Source organism: Mycolicibacterium sediminis (assembly GCF_010731735.1).
GTDB lineage: Bacteria > Actinomycetota > Actinomycetes > Mycobacteriales > Mycobacteriaceae > Mycobacterium > Mycobacterium sediminis.
Window position 1 is genome coordinate 1,782,785 of sequence record NZ_AP022588.1, and the last position, 17,980, is coordinate 1,800,764.

Below are 17,980 nucleotides of genomic sequence, written 5' to 3' on the forward strand. Positions count from 1 at the left end.
GTCCCGCTCATCAGAAGTAGCCCTCTCGCTTGCGATCCTCCATCGCCGCCACCGAGGTGCGGTCGTCGGCGCGGGTCTCACCACGCTCGGACACGGTGGCCGCCGAGATCTCCTCGATGACCCCGGAGATCTCCGTCGCCCGCGACCTGACGGCGCCGGTGATAGTGAGGTCGCCGACGGTGCGGTAGCGCACCCATTCGACGGCGGCTTTCTCGTCACCTCGGGGTTGCACGTAATCCGAGACGGCGAGCAGGATTCCGTCGCGCTCGAGGACTTCGCGCTCGTGGGCGAAGTAGATCGGCGGCAGCTCGAGGTTCTCCAGCTCGATGTAGCGCCAGATGTCCAACTCGGTCCAGTTCGACAGCGGGAACACGCGAACCTGCTCGCCCTTGCGGATGCGGCCGTTGTACAGCGACCACGGTTCCGGCCGCTGGGCGCGCGGGTCCCACTGGCCGAACTCGTCGCGGAAGCTCAGGATGCGCTCCTTGGCGCGGGCCCGCTCCTCGTCGCGGCGGGCACCGCCGAACGCCGCGTCGAAGCCGCCGGCCTCGAGCGCGTCGAGCAGCGTGCGGGTCTGCTGCCGGTTGCGCGACGCACCCTCACCGGGATCGGCGACGCGGCCGCTGTCGATCGTCTCCTGCACCGAGCCCACGATCAGCTTGTGACCGTGCTCGGCCAACCGGCGGTCGCGGAACTCGATGACCTCGTCGAAGTTGTGGCCGGTGTCGACGTGCAGCACCGGGAACGGCAGCGGCGACGGCCGAAAGGCCTTCTCCGCCAACCGGAGCAGGACGATCGAGTCCTTGCCCGCCGAGAACAGCAGCACGGGCCGCTGCAGTTCTGCGACCACCTCGCGGATGATGTGCACCGCCTCCGCCTCGAGGACGCGCAGTTCGTCGACGCGCGTGGCGTCGGTTGCCGTGACCGTCATGTCGGAAGTCCTTCCCGTTCGGCGTCTGCCTTGTATCTCTCGACCCACTCGTCGGACCGGTGGTCGGCCTGCCGTTCCAGCACCGGCTCGGGCGCCAGTCGGGGATCGAGTCCGAGGGCCTCCAACACGTTGCCGACCACCTCGGTCAGGTTCCGCCACAGCGTCGGGTAGGGCACGTCCATCGGTTCGACGTTCTCCTCGGCGAACCAGGTGCGCCAGCCCTCCTCCTGCGCCCGCAGCATCGTCACGACGTGCGCGATGGCGCCGGCGTGGTACTCGGCGCGGGCGTCGCGGACCGGGTCCGGCCTGCCACGCCACACGCGGGTCTGGACCGCACGCCAGAACGAGACGGCCTGGGAGATGACGTCGGGACGGTAGACGTGGATCAGCACGGGGTCGCTGCCGACGACGTCGCGAATCCCGGCGAGCAGACCCTCGCCCGACCGGTCCGGGAGATTTCGCGCCCGGTCGAGGAGCAGCGGCGTCTGGTTCCACATCAGCTTGCCGCCCCACACGCCGTTCGGGGTGCGGCCGACGGTCCGGATGTAGTCCCGCCAGATCTCGGCAGGCGCGATGTCGGGCTTGCCCTCGTCAAGCGGGTCGAGAAGGCGCAGGATCGACTCGTCCTCCACTTCCGCGAACCACTCGCGCGGCTGCGGGGATTGGCTCGTGGTCGGGAGGTACTGGAAGAACTCCTGCGGTTCGCCTGCCACACCGGTGGCGCGGAGCGACTCGACCAGCAGCGTGCTGCCACTGCGCTGCGATGCGAGCACCAGATAAGCGGTCGGGGCGGCCATTCGCGAGAGCTTAGCCGGTGGTCAGAGGGCGTGCCCCGGGCGATTTCCGCTCAGCACGAGCGCAACTATCGACTCGTGTCGTCGTGCACGCCGCGCCCCGACGCGAGTGCCGACCGGCTGGGCAGCGGCCGGCCCTGGATGCTCAGATAGGTGCTGGTGTAGCGCTCGGAGATGCGGCTGCCCGCGAAGTCGGACGGGATGACGTCTCCCGTCTTGGTGCGCCAGTCGTCGAGCAGCAGGGCGAGTTCGGCGGCGACGGCCTCGTGCTCGGGGGACGGGTCGCCGACGAGCAGGTTGATGCTTTCCGTCGGGTCGGCGAGCAGGTCGTAGAGTTCGCGCGGCGGTCTGGGCCCCCGGGTGAGCGGCGCGACGAGCTGGCCGGGCGCGCTGTCGGCGATGTCCCACGGCAGGTCGAGCACCGGACGCTGCGCGTAGTTCTCGATGTAGCTGTACTCCGTGGTCCGGATCGCACGGATCGGGTCGAACGAGTCGTGGTACGTCTTCGTCGTGTAGACCTCGGTGCGCGGTGACGGCCGGCCGGGCTCGCGCAGCGCGGCGGCATGCGAGAGGCCCTGCACCTCGTCGGGCACGTCGACGCCGAGCAGTTCGAGCAGGGTGGGCACCAGGTCGACGCCGCTGAACAACTCGTCGTACACCGTCGGTGTGGCACTGGACCGCTTCGGCGGGCGGACGATGAACGCGATGCCGGTGCCCGCGTCGTAGAGCGTCGACTTCGCCCGCGGCAGCGCGGGCCCGTGGTCGGTCATGAAGACCACCCAGGTGTTCTGGTCGAGCCCGGTCTCCTCGAGCGTGTCGAGGAGCCGGCCGACCGCCGCGTCCGCGACGGTGATCGACCCGTAGAAGTCGGCGAGGTCGGAGCGGACGTCGTCGGTGTCCGGCAGGTAGTCGGGCACCGAGACGGCGGCGCTGTCGGCGGGGGCGTACCGGTCCCTGGGGTAGGGCCGGTGCGTCTCGAAGAATCCGGTGACGAGCAGGAAGGGCTCGCGGGGCGGGTCGGCGAGCCATTCGGTGGCCCGGTCGACGACGTACTCGCAGTAGGAGTTCGACACGTCGTGCTCGTCGTAGCCGAGCTTGGCGGGATACGACGTCTCGTGCTGCATGCCGAATAGCGCCGTGTACCAACCGGATTCGGAGAGCAGCTGGGGAAGCGTCCGGACGCCCGCGCGGTACTCCCAGCCGTGGTGGGCCAGACCGACCAGCCCGTTGCTCTGCGGATAGCGGCCGGTGAACAGCGAACCGCGCGACGGCGAGCACAGCGGCGCCGTCGCGTGGGCGCGGGTGAAGAGGATGCCCTCGGCGGCCAGCTGGTCCATGCGGGGGCTGGACACGTCGGCGTGACCGTAGACGCCCAGATGGCGACCGAGGTCGTGCCAGTGCACCAGCAGCACGTTGTCAGTCATCGCTAGCAACATATCCCCGATCGGGCCATCATGTCCTCGTGCCCACCTCCGGTGACTGTCCCTGCGGCAGCGGTCGACGCTACGACGCCTGCTGCGAACCGCTGCACGACGGCACCCGCGCCGCCGGAACGGCCGAGGAACTGATGAGGTCACGGTATTCGGCGTACGCGCGCGGGCGCTCGGACTACGTGTTCCGCACCTGGCATCCGCGCACCCGTCCGGCCGACCTCTCGCTCGACGACGACATCTCGTGGCTGGAGTTGGAGATCCACGCCGTGGTGGCCGGGGGCGCGGACGACGACCGTGGCGAGGTGGAGTTCACGGCGCACTACCGTGACGCCGAGGGTCCCGCCGCGATGCACGAGAGGAGCCGTTTCGAGCGCCGCGCGGGCCGCTGGTGCTACGTCGACGGTGACGTCAGCCCACGGACCACAGGAGCAGGCTGATCACGAAGGCGCTGAGGCCGAGAGTCGTCTCCATCACGGTCCACGTCTTGAAGGTCGTCTTGACGTCCATCTCGAAGAATCGACTGACCAACCAGAAGCCGGAGTCGTTGACGTGCGACAGGACGGTGGCCCCGGCGGCGATGGCGATGACCAGGGCGGTCAACTGCAGGTTGCTCAGGCCGGCGTCGGCGACCGCGGCGGCAAGCAGGCCGGCCGTCGTGGTCAACGCGACGGTGGCCGAACCCTGGGCGACGCGTAGCAGGGTGGCGATGAGGAACGCCTGCAGGATCAGCGAGATCCCCAGGTTGGACAGGGATCCGCTCAAGGCATCGCCGATGCCGCTGAGTCGCAGCACGCCACCGAACATCCCGCCTGCGCCGGTGATCAGGATGACCGCGCAGATCGGTCCGAGGGCGTTGTCGAGGATGGTGTTGACGTCGGCCATGGAACCCTGACGCCGGCCGAGGACCACGACCGCCACGATCACCGTGATCAGCAGCGCCACACTGGTGTTGCCCAGCAGGCGCAGGAACTGCGCCCAGCCGGCGTCCTCCGCGACGACACCAGAGGTCATCAGCGTGTTGAGCACCGTGTTGAACGAGATGAGGACGAACGGGAGCAACAGCACCGACAGAACGGTCCCGAACGCCGGTGCGGTACGCGGCGTCGCCGTGTCGATCGCGCGTCCGCTCCCTCCGTTCGTCGTGCCGGGATCCTCGTCGGTCGTGCCGTCGGCATCGCGACCCCCGTTGATCTCACCGAACAACGACTTCGGGACGTCGACGTGAATGCGACGGCCGAGCGCCTGAGAGACGAGATACGCACCGACGTACCACGACAGGACGGCGACGGGTGCACCGATCAGCAGCGTGAGCCCGATGCTCGCGCCGAGTGCCTCGGCAGCCGCGACGGGCCCCGGGTGCGGCGGGACCAGCGCGTGCATGGCGGCGAACGCCCCTGCGGCGGGCAGGGCGAAGAGCAACAGCGACCCGCCGAAGCGGCGCGCGACGGTCATGATGATCGGCAGGAAGACCACCAGGCCGGCGTCGAAGAAGATCGGGAACCCGAAAAGCAGCGCCGCGACGCCCAGGGCGAACGGTGCCCGTTTCTCGCCGAAGCGCCCGATCAGGGTGTCCGCCAAAACCTGTGCGCCGCCGGTGATCTCCAGGAGTCGACCGATCATCACGCCGAACCCGACGAGTAGGGCCACGGAACCGAGGGTGTTGGAGAAGCCGAAGGAGAGCGCATCGGGAATGTCGCCCACGGGGATTCCCGCGGCGAGGGCGGTCAGTACGCTCACCAGGACGAGCGCGACGAAGGCATGCAGCTTCACCTTCATGATCAAGAACAGCAGGATCGCGACGGCTGCCGCCGCGATCAGCAGCAGTGTGCCGGCACCGTATGCCGGCTCGATTGCCTCCACTTTGCCTCCGGGGTGTCAGTGCCCGGACCGTGCCGGGCATCGTGCGCTCTGCACGGTGGCTGAAACGTTGCGTCCCATTCCCCTACGTCACGGGTCCTGACGGCCCGACGCACGAGAACCGGTGGACTCGAGATAGTCCTCGATGATCGAGTCGATGTCCTGGTTGACGTCGATGGCCACGCCTCGCTCGTCGTCCTCGAGTGGTTCCAGAGTCTGGAACTGTGATGCCAGCAGTGCGGCCGGCATGAAGTGTCCGGGCCTGCTTGCTTGCCGTCGGCTGATGACGTCGGCCGACCCGGCCAAGTGGAGGAACTCGACGTCGGCTCGATGCAGTCGCAGTTGATCGCGGTACTGCCGCTTGAGCGCCGAGCAACTCATGACGCCGCCCGACGTGCGCGCGGCCAGCCACTCCCCGATGGCCTCGAGCCACGGGTGGCGATCGTCGTCGTCGAGGGGTTCGCCGGCCGTCATCTTGGCGATGTTGGCGGGCGGATGGAAGTCGTCCGCGTCCGCGAACGGCACGCGGAGTCGTTGCGCGAGGGCGGCTCCGACGGTCGACTTGCCGGAGCCGGAGACGCCCATGACGACGATGGGTGGGTTCATCCGGTGCGACTCCTTCGTTGTGTTCGGCATCACAGACCCTGCCGCAAAAGGCATACTATTGCAACCCTCAGGCATCATCGGTTACTCAAAGCCGGCCTGATCGTCGCTATGACAGGATGTGCCCATGCCGGAACGGCCGAACGTCAGTGCTTTGCACGGCAGTTTGCTCGCCGCGTTGGGTTCGGCGATCGTGTCGGGAACGTACCGGGCGGGCGAGGTGCTGACCCTCGACGGAGTGAGCGCCGAGCACGGGTTGTCCCGCAGCGTGGTCCGCGAGGCGATCCGCGTACTGGAGTCGATGGGAATGGTCGAGTCGCGGCGCCGGGTCGGAATCACGATCAGATCGGCGGACAAGTGGAACGTGTTCGATCCGAGAGTGATCCGTTGGCGACTCGAGTTCGGCGACCGCACTGCACAGTTGGCGTCGCTGTCCGAGTTGCGACGCGGATTCGAACCGGCCGCAGCGGCGCTGGCGGCGCGCCGCGCCAATGCTCACCAGTGTCGGATCATGGCGGCGGCGGTGTCGGACATGGTGATTCACGGCCGATCCGGCAATCTCGAGGACTATCTATTGGCCGACAAGATCTTTCATCAAACCCTTCTCGATGCGAGCGGCAACGAGATGCTCCGCGCATTGAGCGGGATAGTCGACGAGGTGCTTTCGGGCCGTACGCGCCTCGGCATGATGCCGGCATCACCGAGTCCCGTGGCGATCGCGCTGCACGATGACGTCGCTCGAGCGATCAGGACCGGCGACGAAGCGGGTGCCGAACGCGCGATGCTGGCCATCATCGACGAGTCGGCGTCGTCGATGCTCTCGGCGGACTGACTCAGCCGCGCGGCACGCCGCACAGCGAGTAGACGAACTTCGGTGGGACGTCGAACGCGAAGGAGCGCTGCGGCACCCGCATCAGCACCTCGTCGGACAGGTCCGACTTGTAGTGCAGCGACACCGATCCCGCGAAACCCGGGTCGATGACGGAGATGTCGGGGACCTCGAGGAGGAGGCCACTGGAGTCGAGCGTCCCGGTGACCATCGACCCCGTCGCGTCGTGCCACGGATGGTCGACGGCGCGGCCGGCCTTCTTCGGCACGGTCGACAGGGTGCCCAGCACGCGCCGGCTCGTCAGCGCGAGCGCGCCCACGTAGCTGCGCACGTTGCCCTTGGCGGTCTTGCCGGGCACCTTGCCCGAGAACCGGAAGGTGACCGGGACGAACTCCTCGAGGTGCAGGACGCCCTCCCCGTCGACCTCCGCCCGCATGTCGTCGGGCAGGTTGCCGATGCTGAGCATCCGACGCAGGAAGACGGCCATGATCGAACGATATCGACCATGGCCGCCCTCGTGCCGTGTGTTCTACGTTTGCGCGGGCAGGACGTTCTCACCGGTCTTGTCGGTGGACAGGCACAGCGAGCAGATGTAGCCGTCGTCGACGCCGGCCGACTTCACCATGTCGGGTCGCTCGTACTCGTGGTGGCAGACGTGGCAGCGCAGGTGGTCATCGGACGGGTTGCCGAACTCGTCGAGCATGGGCAGGTCGATGCCGTCGTCGGTGCGGCGCAGGTAGTACCTACCCTTGGTCGCGACCGCGATGATCGGCGGCAGCACCAGTCCGAGGACGATGGCGACCAGCGGCGAGTACGGCCGGATGGCCTCGCCGAGCCCGCCGAAGAACGCGAGGATCGAGACGCCGGCCGCGGCCAGCATCGACACGAACCCGACGGGGTTGAAGTCGTAGAGCATGCCGCGGCGGAACTCCGGCTGCATCGGCGACAACTTCAGCAGGAACTTGTTGAAGACGATGTCCGAGGCGACCACGACGACCCAGGCGATGCCGCAGTTGGCGTAGAAGCCGAGGATCGTGTTGAGGAAGTCGAACATGTTGGCTTCCATCAGAACCAGGGCGATCAGCAGGTTGAACGCCAGGAACACCAGACGGCCCGGGTAGGTCTTCGTGATGCGGGTGAACGAGTTGGTCCACGCCAGCGAGCCCGAGTAGGCGTTGGTGACGTTGATCTTCACCTGGCTGATGACCACCAGGATGACCGCGAGCGTCATGGCGAGCCACGGGGGCAGGAAGTTCTGGTAGATCTCCAGGAACTGGTGCACCGGCTGGTTCGCGATGCCCGCGCCGTCGGCGACGTTGGCGATCAGGTACACGGCGAGGAACAGGCCGACGATCTGCTTGATGGCGCCGAAGATGACCCAGCCGGGGCCGGCCAGGAACAGCCACGTCCACCAGCTGCGGCTGTTCTCCGGGGTGCGGGGCGGCATGAAGCGCAGGTAGTCGTTCTGCTCGGCGATCTGGGCGATCAGCGACAGACAGACGCCCGCGGCCAGCAGCGTGGAGCCGAGGTCGAAGCCCTGCACGCCGTTCTCGCCCTGGTAGGCGAAGAACGAGCTGACCGACTCCGGATGGCTGACGACGAGGTACACGAACGGCGCGACCATGAGGATCAGCCACAGCGGCGTCGTCCACACCTGCAGCGTCGAGAGCACCTTCATGCCGTAGATGACCAGCGGGAAGATGACGAACGTGGATGCCGCGTAGCCGATCCACAGCGGTATGCCGAGGCCGAGTTCGAGGCCCTGGGCCATGATCGAGCCCTCGAGGGCGAAGAAGATGAAGGTGAACGTCGCGAAGATGACGTTGGTGACCACCGAGCCGTAGTAGCCGAACCCGCTGCCGCGGGTCACCAGGTCGAGGTCGATGTTGTACCGCGCCGAGTAGTAGGCGACGGGGAAGCCCGTCAGCATCACGACCACCGCGAAGATGAGGATTCCCCACAGCGCGTTCGTGGTGCCGTACGCGATGCCGATGTTCGCACCGATCGCGAAGTCGGCCAGGTAGGCGATGCCACCGAGCGCCGAGATACCGACCACCCGGGTGGACCACTTCCGGTAGCTGCGCGGTGCGAACCGCAGCGTGTAGTCCTCCAAGGTCTCCTTGGTGGCCGTCATGGTGTCGACTTCTACTGGTGCCGCGGGAACTTCCGTCCCCGCGCTTGCGTCCTGCGCCTCCTGCGTCATGGATGGCAAGGTAGAACCGAGTTGTTGCCAGTGTGTGACGGTCGTGTTCCCACGCGCTTTACAAATCGGCCGCGGCCGAAATCGACGTGGTACCTGTGGACGGATGATCAAGCGCGCGCACGTCCTCGTCGCACTGGCCGTGCTCGCCCTGCTCGTCTATGCGTCGATGTGGGTGGGGTTCACCTCGCCGTGGCGGTGGCTGACCGACGTGGACACCTCGACGCTGGCGGCGGCCCACCGGGCCGGCGACGGCGACCGCGCGTGGGTGACGTTCTGGAATGGGCTGTGCACCGTGTTCTCGCCGCTGGTCCTCCGCGTCGTCGCGGTCGTGCTGATCGTCTACGCATTCGTCAGGCGCCGGCCGCGGGTCGGGTGCTTCCTGCTGCTGTGCGCCGTGATGTCGGGGCCGCTGACCGAACTCGCCAAGTACGTCGCCGACCGCCCCCGGCCCGACACCGCGATGGTGCACGCCTCGTCGACGTCGTTCCCGTCGGGACACGCGCTCGGCGTCATGGCCTGCGTGCTGGCGCTCTGCGTGGTGACGTGGCCGCTTGTCCGCCCGGCCCTGCGCCCGCTCGTCGTCGCCGCGGCCGTCCTGGTGATCGTGGGCGTGGGGGTCGGCAGGGTGGCACTGAACGTTCACCACGCGTCCGACGTGGTCGCCGGCTGGGCGCTCGGGTACGCGTGGTTCGTGCTGTGCTTGCCGGTGCTGGGGGCCCGGGTCAGCCTGCCAGCGGCCGGAACACCGGTAGCGCCCGGTACCGGACGCTGAAGGTCGCCTCGTCGAGGGTCATCTCGACCTCCCCGTCGTGCGCCACCGGGGTGGGCCCGTCGATGGCCTTGAAGGAGAACTCCGGCACCCGCATCTCGTGATACAGCGGGCTGCGCACCAGGCGGCCCAGCGCCAACGCGGTCAGCACGCGTGTCCGCGCCAGCGGCTTCCCGGTCTCCAGGATGCGGACGTCGATCAGACCGTCGTCCATCCGGCTGCGGTGCGACGGCGCGAACCCCGACGGCAGGTACACCGAGTTGCCGACGAAGAACAGCGACGTGTCGAGCACCTTGTTGTCGTACTCGATCCGGACCGGCGCGTTGTGGCGCAGCGTATGGAACAGCGCATACGCCCCGGCCAACGGCTTGCCGATCTTGTGCTCGAGCTTCTCCCGGGTGCGCACGAACGCCGGGTAGTCGCCGATGCTCGCGGTGTTGATGATGGTCCCGGTGTCGTTGAGCCGCACCACGTCCACGCACGACACACTGCCGTCACGGATCGCCTGCGCGGTCCGCTCGACGGTGTCGCAGCCGATGTCCTTGGCGAAGTGGTTGAACGTGCCGCCGGGGAAGACGGCGAGAGGCTTGCCCGTGTCCAGGGCGATGCCTGCCGCACACGACACCGTGCCGTCGCCGCCTCCGACCGCGAGCACGTCGGCGCGCCCGGCGGCGTCGCGCATGACGGCCTCGACGTCGTCGTCGGGGGTCAGCTCCACGATCTCGGTGCGGGGCAGTGCCTCCCGCACCTCGTCGATGACGCGGGCGCCCGTGCCGCTGCCCGACGCCGGGTTGATGACCAGGATGACGCCCTCGCCGTCGGGTCGCTTCGCGGTCTTGACGAGCAGGGGATCAGCGGTGGGCAAACGGGTTTCGACGATCGGGGGCACGATGCGGCTGCCGACGACGGCGATGGCCGCGCCCAGGCCGAACCCGGCCAGCACGTCACCCGGGTAGTGCGCGCCGGTCGCCACGCGCGAGATGCCGACCATGCCGGCCAGCAGCGACAGGCCCAGGCCCACCGACGGGCTCTCGAGGCCGACGCCGATCGCGAACGCCGCCGCGCTGGCGGAGTGACCGGAGGGCAGCGAGTTCGAGGTGGGCATCCGCAGGGAGCGCCGGATGATCGGGACCGTGCTGATGTTCGGGCGCTGCCGCCGCCAGGCCCGCTTCGCGACCTGGTTGGTGACCAGGCTGGTGACTCCCAGCGTGGCCACGCCGCGCAGCGCCCCGCGGCGCATCCGCTTGGTGCCGACGACGCCCAGGCCGGCGGCGATCGCGAACCACAGCTTCGAGTGGTCCGCGGCCGCCGTCAGCCGCGGCATCACGGCGTCGAGCAGCGGGCTCGGCGATTCGGCGATCGCCTCGAAGATCTCCCGGTCCAGCGTGCCGAGGCCCTTGCCGATCTGTTGGATGCCGCGCCGTCGCCGCCGAATGTCCATGCCTCCAACCTAGCCGTCGCCCGGCAGTTGCCGGATCGTGTCCGAACCTTGCTTGACCGGGCGCTACCGGCCTGCGAAGAGTGGAGGACGTGCGCCGTCTGCTGACCGTCCTGTGCGTGGCGGCGGTGGCGCTCGTCGGCGGATGGTCCGGAACGCCGCTGGCGGGTGCCGAGCTGACGCCGTGGTTCGCCAGCCAGGTCGGTACCGCCACGCAGGTGATCTCCGTTGTCGGCGTTGGCGGTTCGGACGCCAAGATGGACGTCTACGAGCGCACGTCCGCGGGCTGGCAGGCCGTGAGCGCGGGCATCCCGGCCAAGATCGGCTCGAAGGGCATGTCCCCCGACCACTACGACGGGTCGATGATGACGCCCATGGGGGTCTACACGCTCGACTTCGCCTTTGGCACGCAACCGAATCCGGGTGGCGGACTGAAGTACGTCCAGGTCACGCCCGACCACTGGTGGGACGGCGACATGAAGAGCCCCACCTACAACACGATGCAGGTGTGCAAGAAGGCGCAGTGCCCGTTCAGCACGTCACTGAGCGACGGCACCGAGAACCTCGACATCCCGCAGTACGCCCACGCGATCGTCATGGGGGTGAACAAGGCGCGGGTTCCCGGCAAGGGCGGCGCGTTCTTCGTGCACACCACCGACGGCGGGTCGACCGCGGGCTGCGTGGCGGTCGACGACGCCACGATGGTCGGCTTGATCAAGTGGCTCCGGCCCGGTGCGCTGATCGCCGTGTCCAAGTGACCGGGTCCCCTCTGACCGCGAGCACTCCACTGCGTGGCTCCAGCGAACTCCCCTGAATGGGGCCGGATCAGGGGAGTTGGCGTCTGCTCGCGGGGGAGTGTCCCGGCGGAGGAAGGAGGTCAGAGATGGATGGCGCGGCCGGCCTTCACCTTGAAGTCGAGGGACTTCGTCGACAGCGACGCGTCGTAGGTCCGGTCGTAGCCCGTAGCGCTGATCTTCCAGCCGTCGGCGGTCCGCCGGTACCGGTCGTGGTAGAAGCCCGCGCCGATCAGCATGAAGTCGAACGCCGGGACGATGACCTTGTCCTGCAGGTACCAGATGCCGGTCGCCTCGTCGCCGGTGACGTCGATCTCGGGATGCGTCACGCGGTGCTCGGTGATGACCTCGGCGGGCATCGAGCGGACCATGAACTCGACGAGGGACGCCCGGTCGGTGAAGTGGTGCTCCTCGCCGAGGGACTCGCCGTAGTCGCCGACCACGTCCTCGGTGAGGGTGTCCGCGAAGTCGTCCCAGTGCTTGGTGTCGAGCGCGCGGAGGTAGCGGTACTTCACGTGCTGGATCTCGTCGATGTCACCCATTTCGACATTGCAGCACACGGGCGGTCCCGCGCATGGGATTCCGGCGCGAGAAGTATTGACGGGTTCGACGACGCCCACCATCGGTGCTGGTGACGGTGGTGCGATCCCGGTCGAAGCGCCTCGTCCCGACAGGCCTCCGTGGCCGGTGCGCCCGTCAAAACCATGACGCCAGAACAGCGTTCGCGCGCCGTGCGGCCGGAGTGTCAGTACCCCCGGAGGAGGGCCGCCCGATATGGTGAGACGGTTATGAGCGACCCCCTGGGGTTGTCGATCGGGACCACCACCATGGTTGCGGCCCGCGTCGGTAGTCCACCCGTCACCCGCCGATCGGTGCTCACCGTGTCCGGTCAGACCCTCGGCGGCTTCGTCGAGCGGGTCGGCGACCCCGTGCCGCTGGTCGCCGCGGACGGATCCCGGTTCATGGCGGACGACCTCGTGGTCGAGGCGCTCGACGAGATGGTGGGACCCGGTTCGGGTCAGATCGCCATCGCGGTCCCGGCGTACTGGAACGGTGCGACCCTGCGGTCCCTGCGCTCGGCGATGCGCACGAAGCCGAACCTGTCGCCGGGTGGCGTGCCCGCGCGCCTGGTGTCCGACGCCGTCGCCGCGTTGACCGCGCTGCACGCCAACCCCGGCCTGCCCACCGATGGCGTGATCGCCCTGGTGGACCTCGGCGGCGGAGGTACCAGTCTGACCCTGGCCGACGCGGCGGCGTCCTTCGAACCGATCGAGACGCTGCGGGTCCTCGACTTCTCCGGCGATCACGTCGACCAGGCGCTGATGGCCCACGTGCTCGACACGATCACCGACCGGGACGGCGTGGACCCCGCGGGCACGGCCGCGGTTGGCTCCCTGTCCGCGCTGCACGAGGAGTGCCGTCGAGCCAAGGAACGGCTGTCGGGTCAGACGTCCACCGAGATCGCGGTGAACCTGCCTGGTCACCATTCCGCTGTGCCCGTCACCCGCGACGACCTCGACGCGGTGATGTCCGAGCCCTTCGGCCGCGTGCTCACCGAACTCGACGACCTGTTGCAGCGCAACAGGATCACGTGGGACGACGTCACGGCGGTGGTGGCCGTCGGCGGAGGTGCGAGCATTCCGCTGGTCGTCCGGCGGCTCGCCGAACGCCATCCACTGTCGGTGACCACGCCGCAGCCCGCGCTGGACGCAGCCGTGGGCGCGGCCGTGTACGCCGCCTTCGCCGCCGACTCCGACGCCCAGACCGGGGTGGCGCACGCCGCGCTCACCACGGAGGCGATCAGCGAGGCGGCACCCGGGTCGGCCACGTTCCGTGCGCTGGCGTGGTCGCAGGACGACGAGGCCGTCGGCGATCCGGTGCCCTACACCGGCGAGAACCCCTACGCCGGCGAGAACCCCTACGCCGGCGGCAACCCCTACTCGCTCGACACCGGCACCACCCGCGCGGTGTCGCAGCAGGTGGCGCGCGACGACGTCTACGACGACGAGCCCCGTGCATGGCAGCGGCTCCCGCAGCTGGTGTTCGGCGTGGCGGCCGTCATCGCCCTGGTTGCCGTCGGAGGCGTGGCCATCGCCCTGACCAGTGCCACCGAGGACACGCAGCCCACGCCCAGCACCGCGCCGGTGATCGCGACGTCGACGCTGCCGCCGCCCACCTCCGAGCCGGTGCTGCCGCCCCCGCCGTCCGAGGCGCCCCCGCCGTCGCCCGAGACGCAGGCACCGCCGGTCACGGCGACCCAGGAGGCCCCACCGCCACCGCCGCCCGAGACGGTCACCGTGGAGCGTCCCGCGCCCACGACGACCGTGCCCACCACGACGACCACGACGCCACCGACGACCACCACGACCGCGCCGACGACGACGACGACCGAGACCACGCCGCCCACGACGACGTCTCCGTCACCGACCATGACGACCAGCTACATCACGGTGCCGTTCGTGCCCGTGCCGATCCCCGTTCAGGTGCCGTCGACGCCGACCCCGTCGTATCAGCCACCGCCGGCGTATCAGCAGCCGCCGTACTACCAGCAACCGCCGTACTACCAGCAGCCGCCGATCTATCAGCCCCCGCAGTTCGGCTACTAGCAACGTCACAGCGGGGATTCAGCGTGCCGACGAGGACGGCGTCCACCATCTGGGAATGGAAGACGACACACGAGACCCCGCACGACGCGACCGAACCTTCGTCCGGCTACCGGGGGTGTCGGGGGGCTGCGCGCTCATCGCACTCGCCGTTCTCGGGATCCACGAGGGTTCGACGGTGACCTCCGACTCCCCACACGTCCTGGCCGGGTCGGGTGACGCCCCCACGAACACGGTCTTCGTCCAACCCGTGGTGGGTGCCGCGAAGATGGGCGCGACGGTGACGTGGACGACGCCCGCGCCCACCCCCGAGGTCGAGAAGGCCGTCCCTCCGGTCAAGGCGGGTGGCTGACGTGACCCGGTCCATGCAGAGGGTGGCGTGCGCCGTGGCGGCCGCCGCGGCGGCGTTGACGCTCGGCGCGGGAGTCGCGCAGGCGTCTGCGCCGTCGGTCACGGGGGAGAAGTACGGCGACGCCAGCGCAGCGATCAGTGGCGCGGGAATGAAGGCCGTGGTCGCCACCACCGTCGGCGACCAGAAGTCGTGGTCGGACTGCCTGGTGTCGAACGCCCACGAACGGACCATGGCCGCACCCGAGAACAGCTCGGGATCGGCCGTCAACGAGGTACTGGTATCGCTCAACTGCGACGCCGCCCCCGCGAGCAACAAGGTGCCCGGGTACTCCGCCGCCAGCCCCGAGGGAGCGGCCCTGAAGGCGGCGGCGGCCAAGGAGAAGAACGCGACGAAGAGCCAGGCGGCGGGCTAGGGACTCACACCCAACAGCGGGTGATGGCATGCCGCAACGTGATTGGGCATCAGCTCGCGCAACGCCGGATCCTCCACCCTGCAGTCGTCGGCCACCCGCGGGCACCGGGTGTGGAAGTGGCAGCCCGACGGCGGGTCGATCGGGCTCGGCGGGTCGCCCTCGAGCACCAGTCGCTCACGGGCGGCGTTGATCCGGGGGTCCGGCACCGGAACCGCGGACAGCAGCGCGTGCGAGTACGGGTGCAGCGGCTGGTCGTACAGGGAACGCGCATCGGTCATCTCGACGATCCGGCCCAGGTACATCACCGCCACGCGGTCCGAGACGTGGCGCACCACACCGAGATCGTGCGCGACGAAGAGGTACGCCAACCCGAACTCGGTCTGCAGGTCCTTCAGCAGGTTGATGATCTGCGCCTGCACCGACACGTCGAGCGCCGACACCGGCTCGTCGGCGATGATGAGCTTCGGCTTGAGTGCCAGCGCCCGGGCGATGCCGATGCGTTGGCGCTGGCCGCCGGAGAACTCGTGCGGGTACCGCTCGGCGTGCTCGGCCTGCAGACCGACGCGCTCGAGCAGGTCGCGGACCCGAGGAGTGACGTCGCGGCCCGAGGCGATGCCGTGCAACTCCATCGGCTCGCCGATGATCTGACCCACTCGCTTGCGAGGGTTCAGCGAGGCATACGGATCTTGGAAGATCATCTGCATCTGCCGCCGCAGCGGGCGCATCGCCCGGCGTGACCGCCCGACCAGCTCCTCGCCCTCGAAGCGGACCGAACCCGACGTCGGTGCCGTCAACTGCAGGATCGTCCGGCTCAACGTGGACTTTCCACAACCGGATTCGCCGACCAGGCCCAGCGTCTCGCCCGCACCGATGGTGAGGCTGACGCCGTCGACCGCCTTCACCCGGCCGACCTCGCGGTCGACGATGATGCCCGACTTGACCGGGAAGTGCTTGACCAGGTCGGTCACCTCGAGCAGGGGAGTGGTCGTCGGCGTGCTCACGGGGTCACCGCCGGCGCCCGGAGGCCGATGCGACCGTCGACGTCGCGCAGGCGGCGCTTGTCCTCCGGCGACAGCCAGCACCGGTCACCGTCCAGGGGCGGTGGCTCCGAGCACTTGGCGAACTCGTGTGGACACCGTGCCGCGAACCGGCAGCCGGTGGGCGGCGAGAGCAGCGACGGCGGCGAGCCGGCGATCTGCGCCAGCCGCGTCGGGCGGTCGTCGTCGAGACGGGCGATCGACCCGAGCAGCCCCCACGTGTAGGGGTGGCGCGGATCGTAGAAGGCGTTCTCCAGCGTCGCGTCCTCGACGATCTGCCCGGCGTACATGACCGCCACCCGGTCGGCGATCTCGGCGACGACGCCGAGGTCGTGGGTGATGAGCACGACCGCCAGGCCACGCTCGCGGTTCAACTGGTCGAGCAGGCGCAGAATCTGGGCCTGCACCGTGACGTCGAGTGCGGTGGTCGGCTCGTCGGCGATCAGGACGTCCGGATCCAGCGCGAGCGCCATCGCGATCATGACGCGCTGACGCATACCGCCGGAGAACTCGTGCGGGTAATGGTGCACGCGGCGTTCGGGATTGGGGATGCCGACCGAGGTGAGCAGCTCGACGGCCCGCTCCCGGGCCTCGCGCTTCGACACGTCGCGGTGCGCACGGATCATCTCCACGATCTGCTCCCCGACCCGGTACACGGGGTTCAGCGACGTCATGGGGTCCTGGAAGATCATGGCGATCCGGTCGCCCCGGACCTGCCGCAGGTCGCGGTCGTCGAGGTCGGTGAGGTCGCGACCGTCGAACCTGACCGCGCCGGTGATGGTGGCGTTCGGCGCCCGCGTCAGCCCGAGCACGGTCTGCGCGGTCACGCTCTTGCCGGAGCCGGATTCGCCGACGATGGCCAGGATCTCGCCGGCGGCGAGGCTGAACGACACGCCGTCGACGGCCTTGACCACGCCGCCGTCGGTGGCGAAGGAGACGTGGAGGTCCTCCACTTCGAGAATCATGCCGGTGCCGCCTCTCCGAGCCTGATGCGTGGGTCGAGGAACGCGTAGAGGATGTCGACGACCGTATTGAAGAACACGATGAAGAACGCGCCGAACATCGTCACGCCCATCAGCGGCGGCAGGTCGAGACTGCCGATCGCGCGGCCGGCGTAGAGGCCGACGCCGTTGATGTTGAACACCGTCTCGGTGAGGATGGCGCCGCCGCCGACCACCGCGCCGAAGTCGAGCCCGAACAGCGTGACGATCGGGATCATGGAGTTGCGCAACATGTGTCGGATGCGCACCTGCCGCTCGCTGACGCCCTTGGCGCGTGCGGTGCGCACGTAGTCCTCGTTCATCACGTCGAGCATGTTCGACCGCAGCACCCTGCTGTAGAAGCCGACGTACAGCACCGCGAGCGTCAACCACGGCAGGATCAGATGCGACGCCCACTTCACCGGATCCTTGGTCAGCGGCACGTAGCTGCTGGTCGGGAAGATCTGCATCTTGAACGTGAAGAAGTACAGCAGGATCGCCGCCAGCCAGAACACCGGCATCGAGATGCCCACCAGCGACAGGATGGTGAGCGCCCGGTCGGTGAAGCGGCCGGCGTGAATGGCGCTCAGGTAGCCGAACACGACGGCCAGCACCATCCACAGCACGGCCGCGCCGACGGTCAGCGAGAGCGTGGCGGGCAGCCCGCGCCAGATCTGCTCGGTGACGTTCTGCGAACTCGCGTACGACGTCAACTGGCCGGTGAAGATCTTCTGCATCAGCGTCGCGTACTGGACGGGCAGCGGTTGATCGAGACCGAGATCGGCACTGACGCGGGCGATCAGCTCGGGATTGGCGTTCTTGCCCGCGATCCGGATGGCCGGATTCGAGTTGGGGATCACGTTGAAGATCAGGAACACGATCACCGAGATGGCGAACAGCACGGCGATCATCCCGGTCAATCGCCGGGCGACGAAGCGGAACATG

At 68.7% G+C, this 17,980-nt stretch carries 19 protein-coding genes; 7 read left to right on the forward strand and 12 right to left on the reverse strand.

Annotated features, from left to right (window positions below):
- Positions 1-10: 10 nt before the first annotated feature.
- From cysD to G6N64_RS08550, 3 genes are all read right to left on the reverse strand, one after another.
- Complete coding sequence (cysD, locus tag G6N64_RS08540) at positions 11-931, reverse strand: sulfate adenylyltransferase subunit CysD (RefSeq protein ID WP_163796500.1); 921 nt, start codon at positions 929-931, stop codon at positions 11-13.
- Positions 928-1,728 carry a trehalose 2-sulfotransferase gene (gene stf0, locus G6N64_RS08545; RefSeq protein WP_163796501.1) on the reverse strand — a complete coding sequence of 267 codons (801 nt, stop codon included), beginning with the start codon at positions 1,726-1,728 and terminating at the stop codon, positions 928-930. The genes cysD and stf0 overlap by 4 nt, the downstream gene beginning before the upstream one ends.
- Positions 1,729-1,793: 65 nt before the next feature.
- On the reverse strand, positions 1,794-3,149 hold the full coding sequence (locus tag G6N64_RS08550; RefSeq protein WP_246231045.1) for a sulfatase family protein: 1,356 nt from the start codon (positions 3,147-3,149) through the stop codon (positions 1,794-1,796).
- A 38-nt stretch (positions 3,150-3,187) separates the two neighbouring features.
- Here G6N64_RS08550 and G6N64_RS08555 point away from each other — a divergent pair, with 38 nt between their 5' ends.
- Positions 3,188-3,595: a YchJ family protein gene (locus tag G6N64_RS08555; protein ID WP_163796503.1), complete on the forward strand. Its 408-nt coding sequence runs from the start codon at positions 3,188-3,190 to the stop codon at positions 3,593-3,595.
- Here the strand turns inward: G6N64_RS08555 and G6N64_RS08560 are convergent.
- Positions 3,567-5,018, reverse strand: coding sequence for a GntP family permease (locus G6N64_RS08560; protein ID WP_163796504.1), 1,452 nt, complete (start codon positions 5,016-5,018; stop codon positions 3,567-3,569). The two genes, G6N64_RS08555 and G6N64_RS08560, sit on opposite strands and share 29 nt — an antisense overlap.
- An 87-nt stretch (positions 5,019-5,105) precedes the next feature.
- Positions 5,106-5,621 (reverse strand): gluconokinase, encoded by a 516-nt coding sequence (locus tag G6N64_RS08565; protein WP_163796505.1) that lies wholly within the window; start codon positions 5,619-5,621, stop codon positions 5,106-5,108.
- A 124-nt stretch (positions 5,622-5,745) separates the two neighbouring features.
- Here G6N64_RS08565 and G6N64_RS08570 point away from each other — a divergent pair, with 124 nt between their 5' ends.
- Positions 5,746-6,450 (forward strand): FadR/GntR family transcriptional regulator, encoded by a 705-nt coding sequence (locus tag G6N64_RS08570; protein WP_163796506.1) that lies wholly within the window; start codon positions 5,746-5,748, stop codon positions 6,448-6,450.
- Between the two features lies 1 nt (position 6,451).
- On the opposite strand, the gene G6N64_RS08575 is transcribed toward G6N64_RS08570, so the two are convergent.
- Both G6N64_RS08575 and G6N64_RS08580 read right to left on the reverse strand, forming a co-directional pair.
- A complete protein-coding gene (locus G6N64_RS08575) occupies positions 6,452-6,934 on the reverse strand; it encodes a hypothetical protein (RefSeq protein WP_163796507.1) in 483 nt (160 codons plus the stop codon).
- Between the two features lie 42 nt (positions 6,935-6,976).
- Complete coding sequence (locus tag G6N64_RS08580; protein ID WP_409370752.1) at positions 6,977-8,581, reverse strand: purine-cytosine permease family protein; 1,605 nt, start codon at positions 8,579-8,581, stop codon at positions 6,977-6,979.
- 172 nt (positions 8,582-8,753) lie between these two features.
- Here G6N64_RS08580 and G6N64_RS08585 point away from each other — a divergent pair, with 172 nt between their 5' ends.
- Positions 8,754-9,422: a phosphatase PAP2 family protein gene (locus G6N64_RS08585; protein ID WP_163796509.1), complete on the forward strand. Its 669-nt coding sequence runs from the start codon at positions 8,754-8,756 to the stop codon at positions 9,420-9,422.
- Here the strand turns inward: G6N64_RS08585 and G6N64_RS08590 are convergent.
- Positions 9,373-10,860, reverse strand: coding sequence for a bifunctional phosphatase PAP2/diacylglycerol kinase family protein (locus tag G6N64_RS08590; protein ID WP_163796510.1), 1,488 nt, complete (start codon positions 10,858-10,860; stop codon positions 9,373-9,375). The genes G6N64_RS08585 and G6N64_RS08590 overlap by 50 nt on opposite strands.
- Before the next feature lie 89 nt (positions 10,861-10,949).
- Here G6N64_RS08590 and G6N64_RS08595 point away from each other — a divergent pair, with 89 nt between their 5' ends.
- Complete coding sequence (locus G6N64_RS08595; protein ID WP_163796511.1) at positions 10,950-11,615, forward strand: L,D-transpeptidase family protein; 666 nt, start codon at positions 10,950-10,952, stop codon at positions 11,613-11,615.
- Between the two features lie 119 nt (positions 11,616-11,734).
- Here G6N64_RS08595 and G6N64_RS08600 read toward each other — a convergent pair whose 3' ends face one another.
- On the reverse strand, positions 11,735-12,193 hold the full coding sequence (locus G6N64_RS08600) for a nuclear transport factor 2 family protein (RefSeq protein WP_163796512.1): 459 nt from the start codon (positions 12,191-12,193) through the stop codon (positions 11,735-11,737).
- Positions 12,194-12,439: 246 nt separating this feature from the next.
- On the opposite strand from G6N64_RS08600, the gene G6N64_RS08605 reads away from it, so the two are divergent.
- The 3 genes from G6N64_RS08605 to G6N64_RS08615 are packed head-to-tail and all read left to right on the forward strand — an operon-like array spanning position 12,440 to position 15,018.
- Positions 12,440-14,257: an Hsp70 family protein gene (locus tag G6N64_RS08605; protein WP_163796513.1), complete on the forward strand. Its 1,818-nt coding sequence runs from the start codon at positions 12,440-12,442 to the stop codon at positions 14,255-14,257.
- A 55-nt stretch (positions 14,258-14,312) separates the two neighbouring features.
- Positions 14,313-14,606, forward strand: coding sequence for a hypothetical protein (locus tag G6N64_RS08610; RefSeq protein WP_163796514.1), 294 nt, complete (start codon positions 14,313-14,315; stop codon positions 14,604-14,606).
- Positions 14,599-15,018 carry a hypothetical protein gene (locus tag G6N64_RS08615; protein WP_246231047.1) on the forward strand — a complete coding sequence of 140 codons (420 nt, stop codon included), beginning with the start codon at positions 14,599-14,601 and terminating at the stop codon, positions 15,016-15,018. The genes G6N64_RS08610 and G6N64_RS08615 overlap by 8 nt, the downstream gene beginning before the upstream one ends.
- Here the strand turns inward: G6N64_RS08615 and G6N64_RS08620 are convergent.
- Genes G6N64_RS08620 through G6N64_RS08630 form a run of 3 tightly spaced genes read right to left on the reverse strand, consistent with a single transcriptional unit; the run spans position 15,015 to position 17,979 of the window.
- Positions 15,015-16,019, reverse strand: a complete 1,005-nt coding sequence (locus G6N64_RS08620; protein WP_163796515.1) for an ABC transporter ATP-binding protein — start codon at positions 16,017-16,019, stop codon at positions 15,015-15,017. The genes G6N64_RS08615 and G6N64_RS08620 overlap by 4 nt on opposite strands.
- A complete protein-coding gene (locus G6N64_RS08625; RefSeq protein ID WP_163796516.1) occupies positions 16,016-17,020 on the reverse strand; it encodes an ABC transporter ATP-binding protein in 1,005 nt (334 codons plus the stop codon). The genes G6N64_RS08620 and G6N64_RS08625 overlap by 4 nt, the downstream gene beginning before the upstream one ends.
- Positions 17,017-17,979, reverse strand: coding sequence for an ABC transporter permease (locus G6N64_RS08630; protein WP_163796517.1), 963 nt, complete (start codon positions 17,977-17,979; stop codon positions 17,017-17,019). Before G6N64_RS08630 ends, G6N64_RS08625 begins: the two co-directional genes overlap by 4 nt.
- Between the last annotated feature and the right edge of the window lies 1 nt (position 17,980).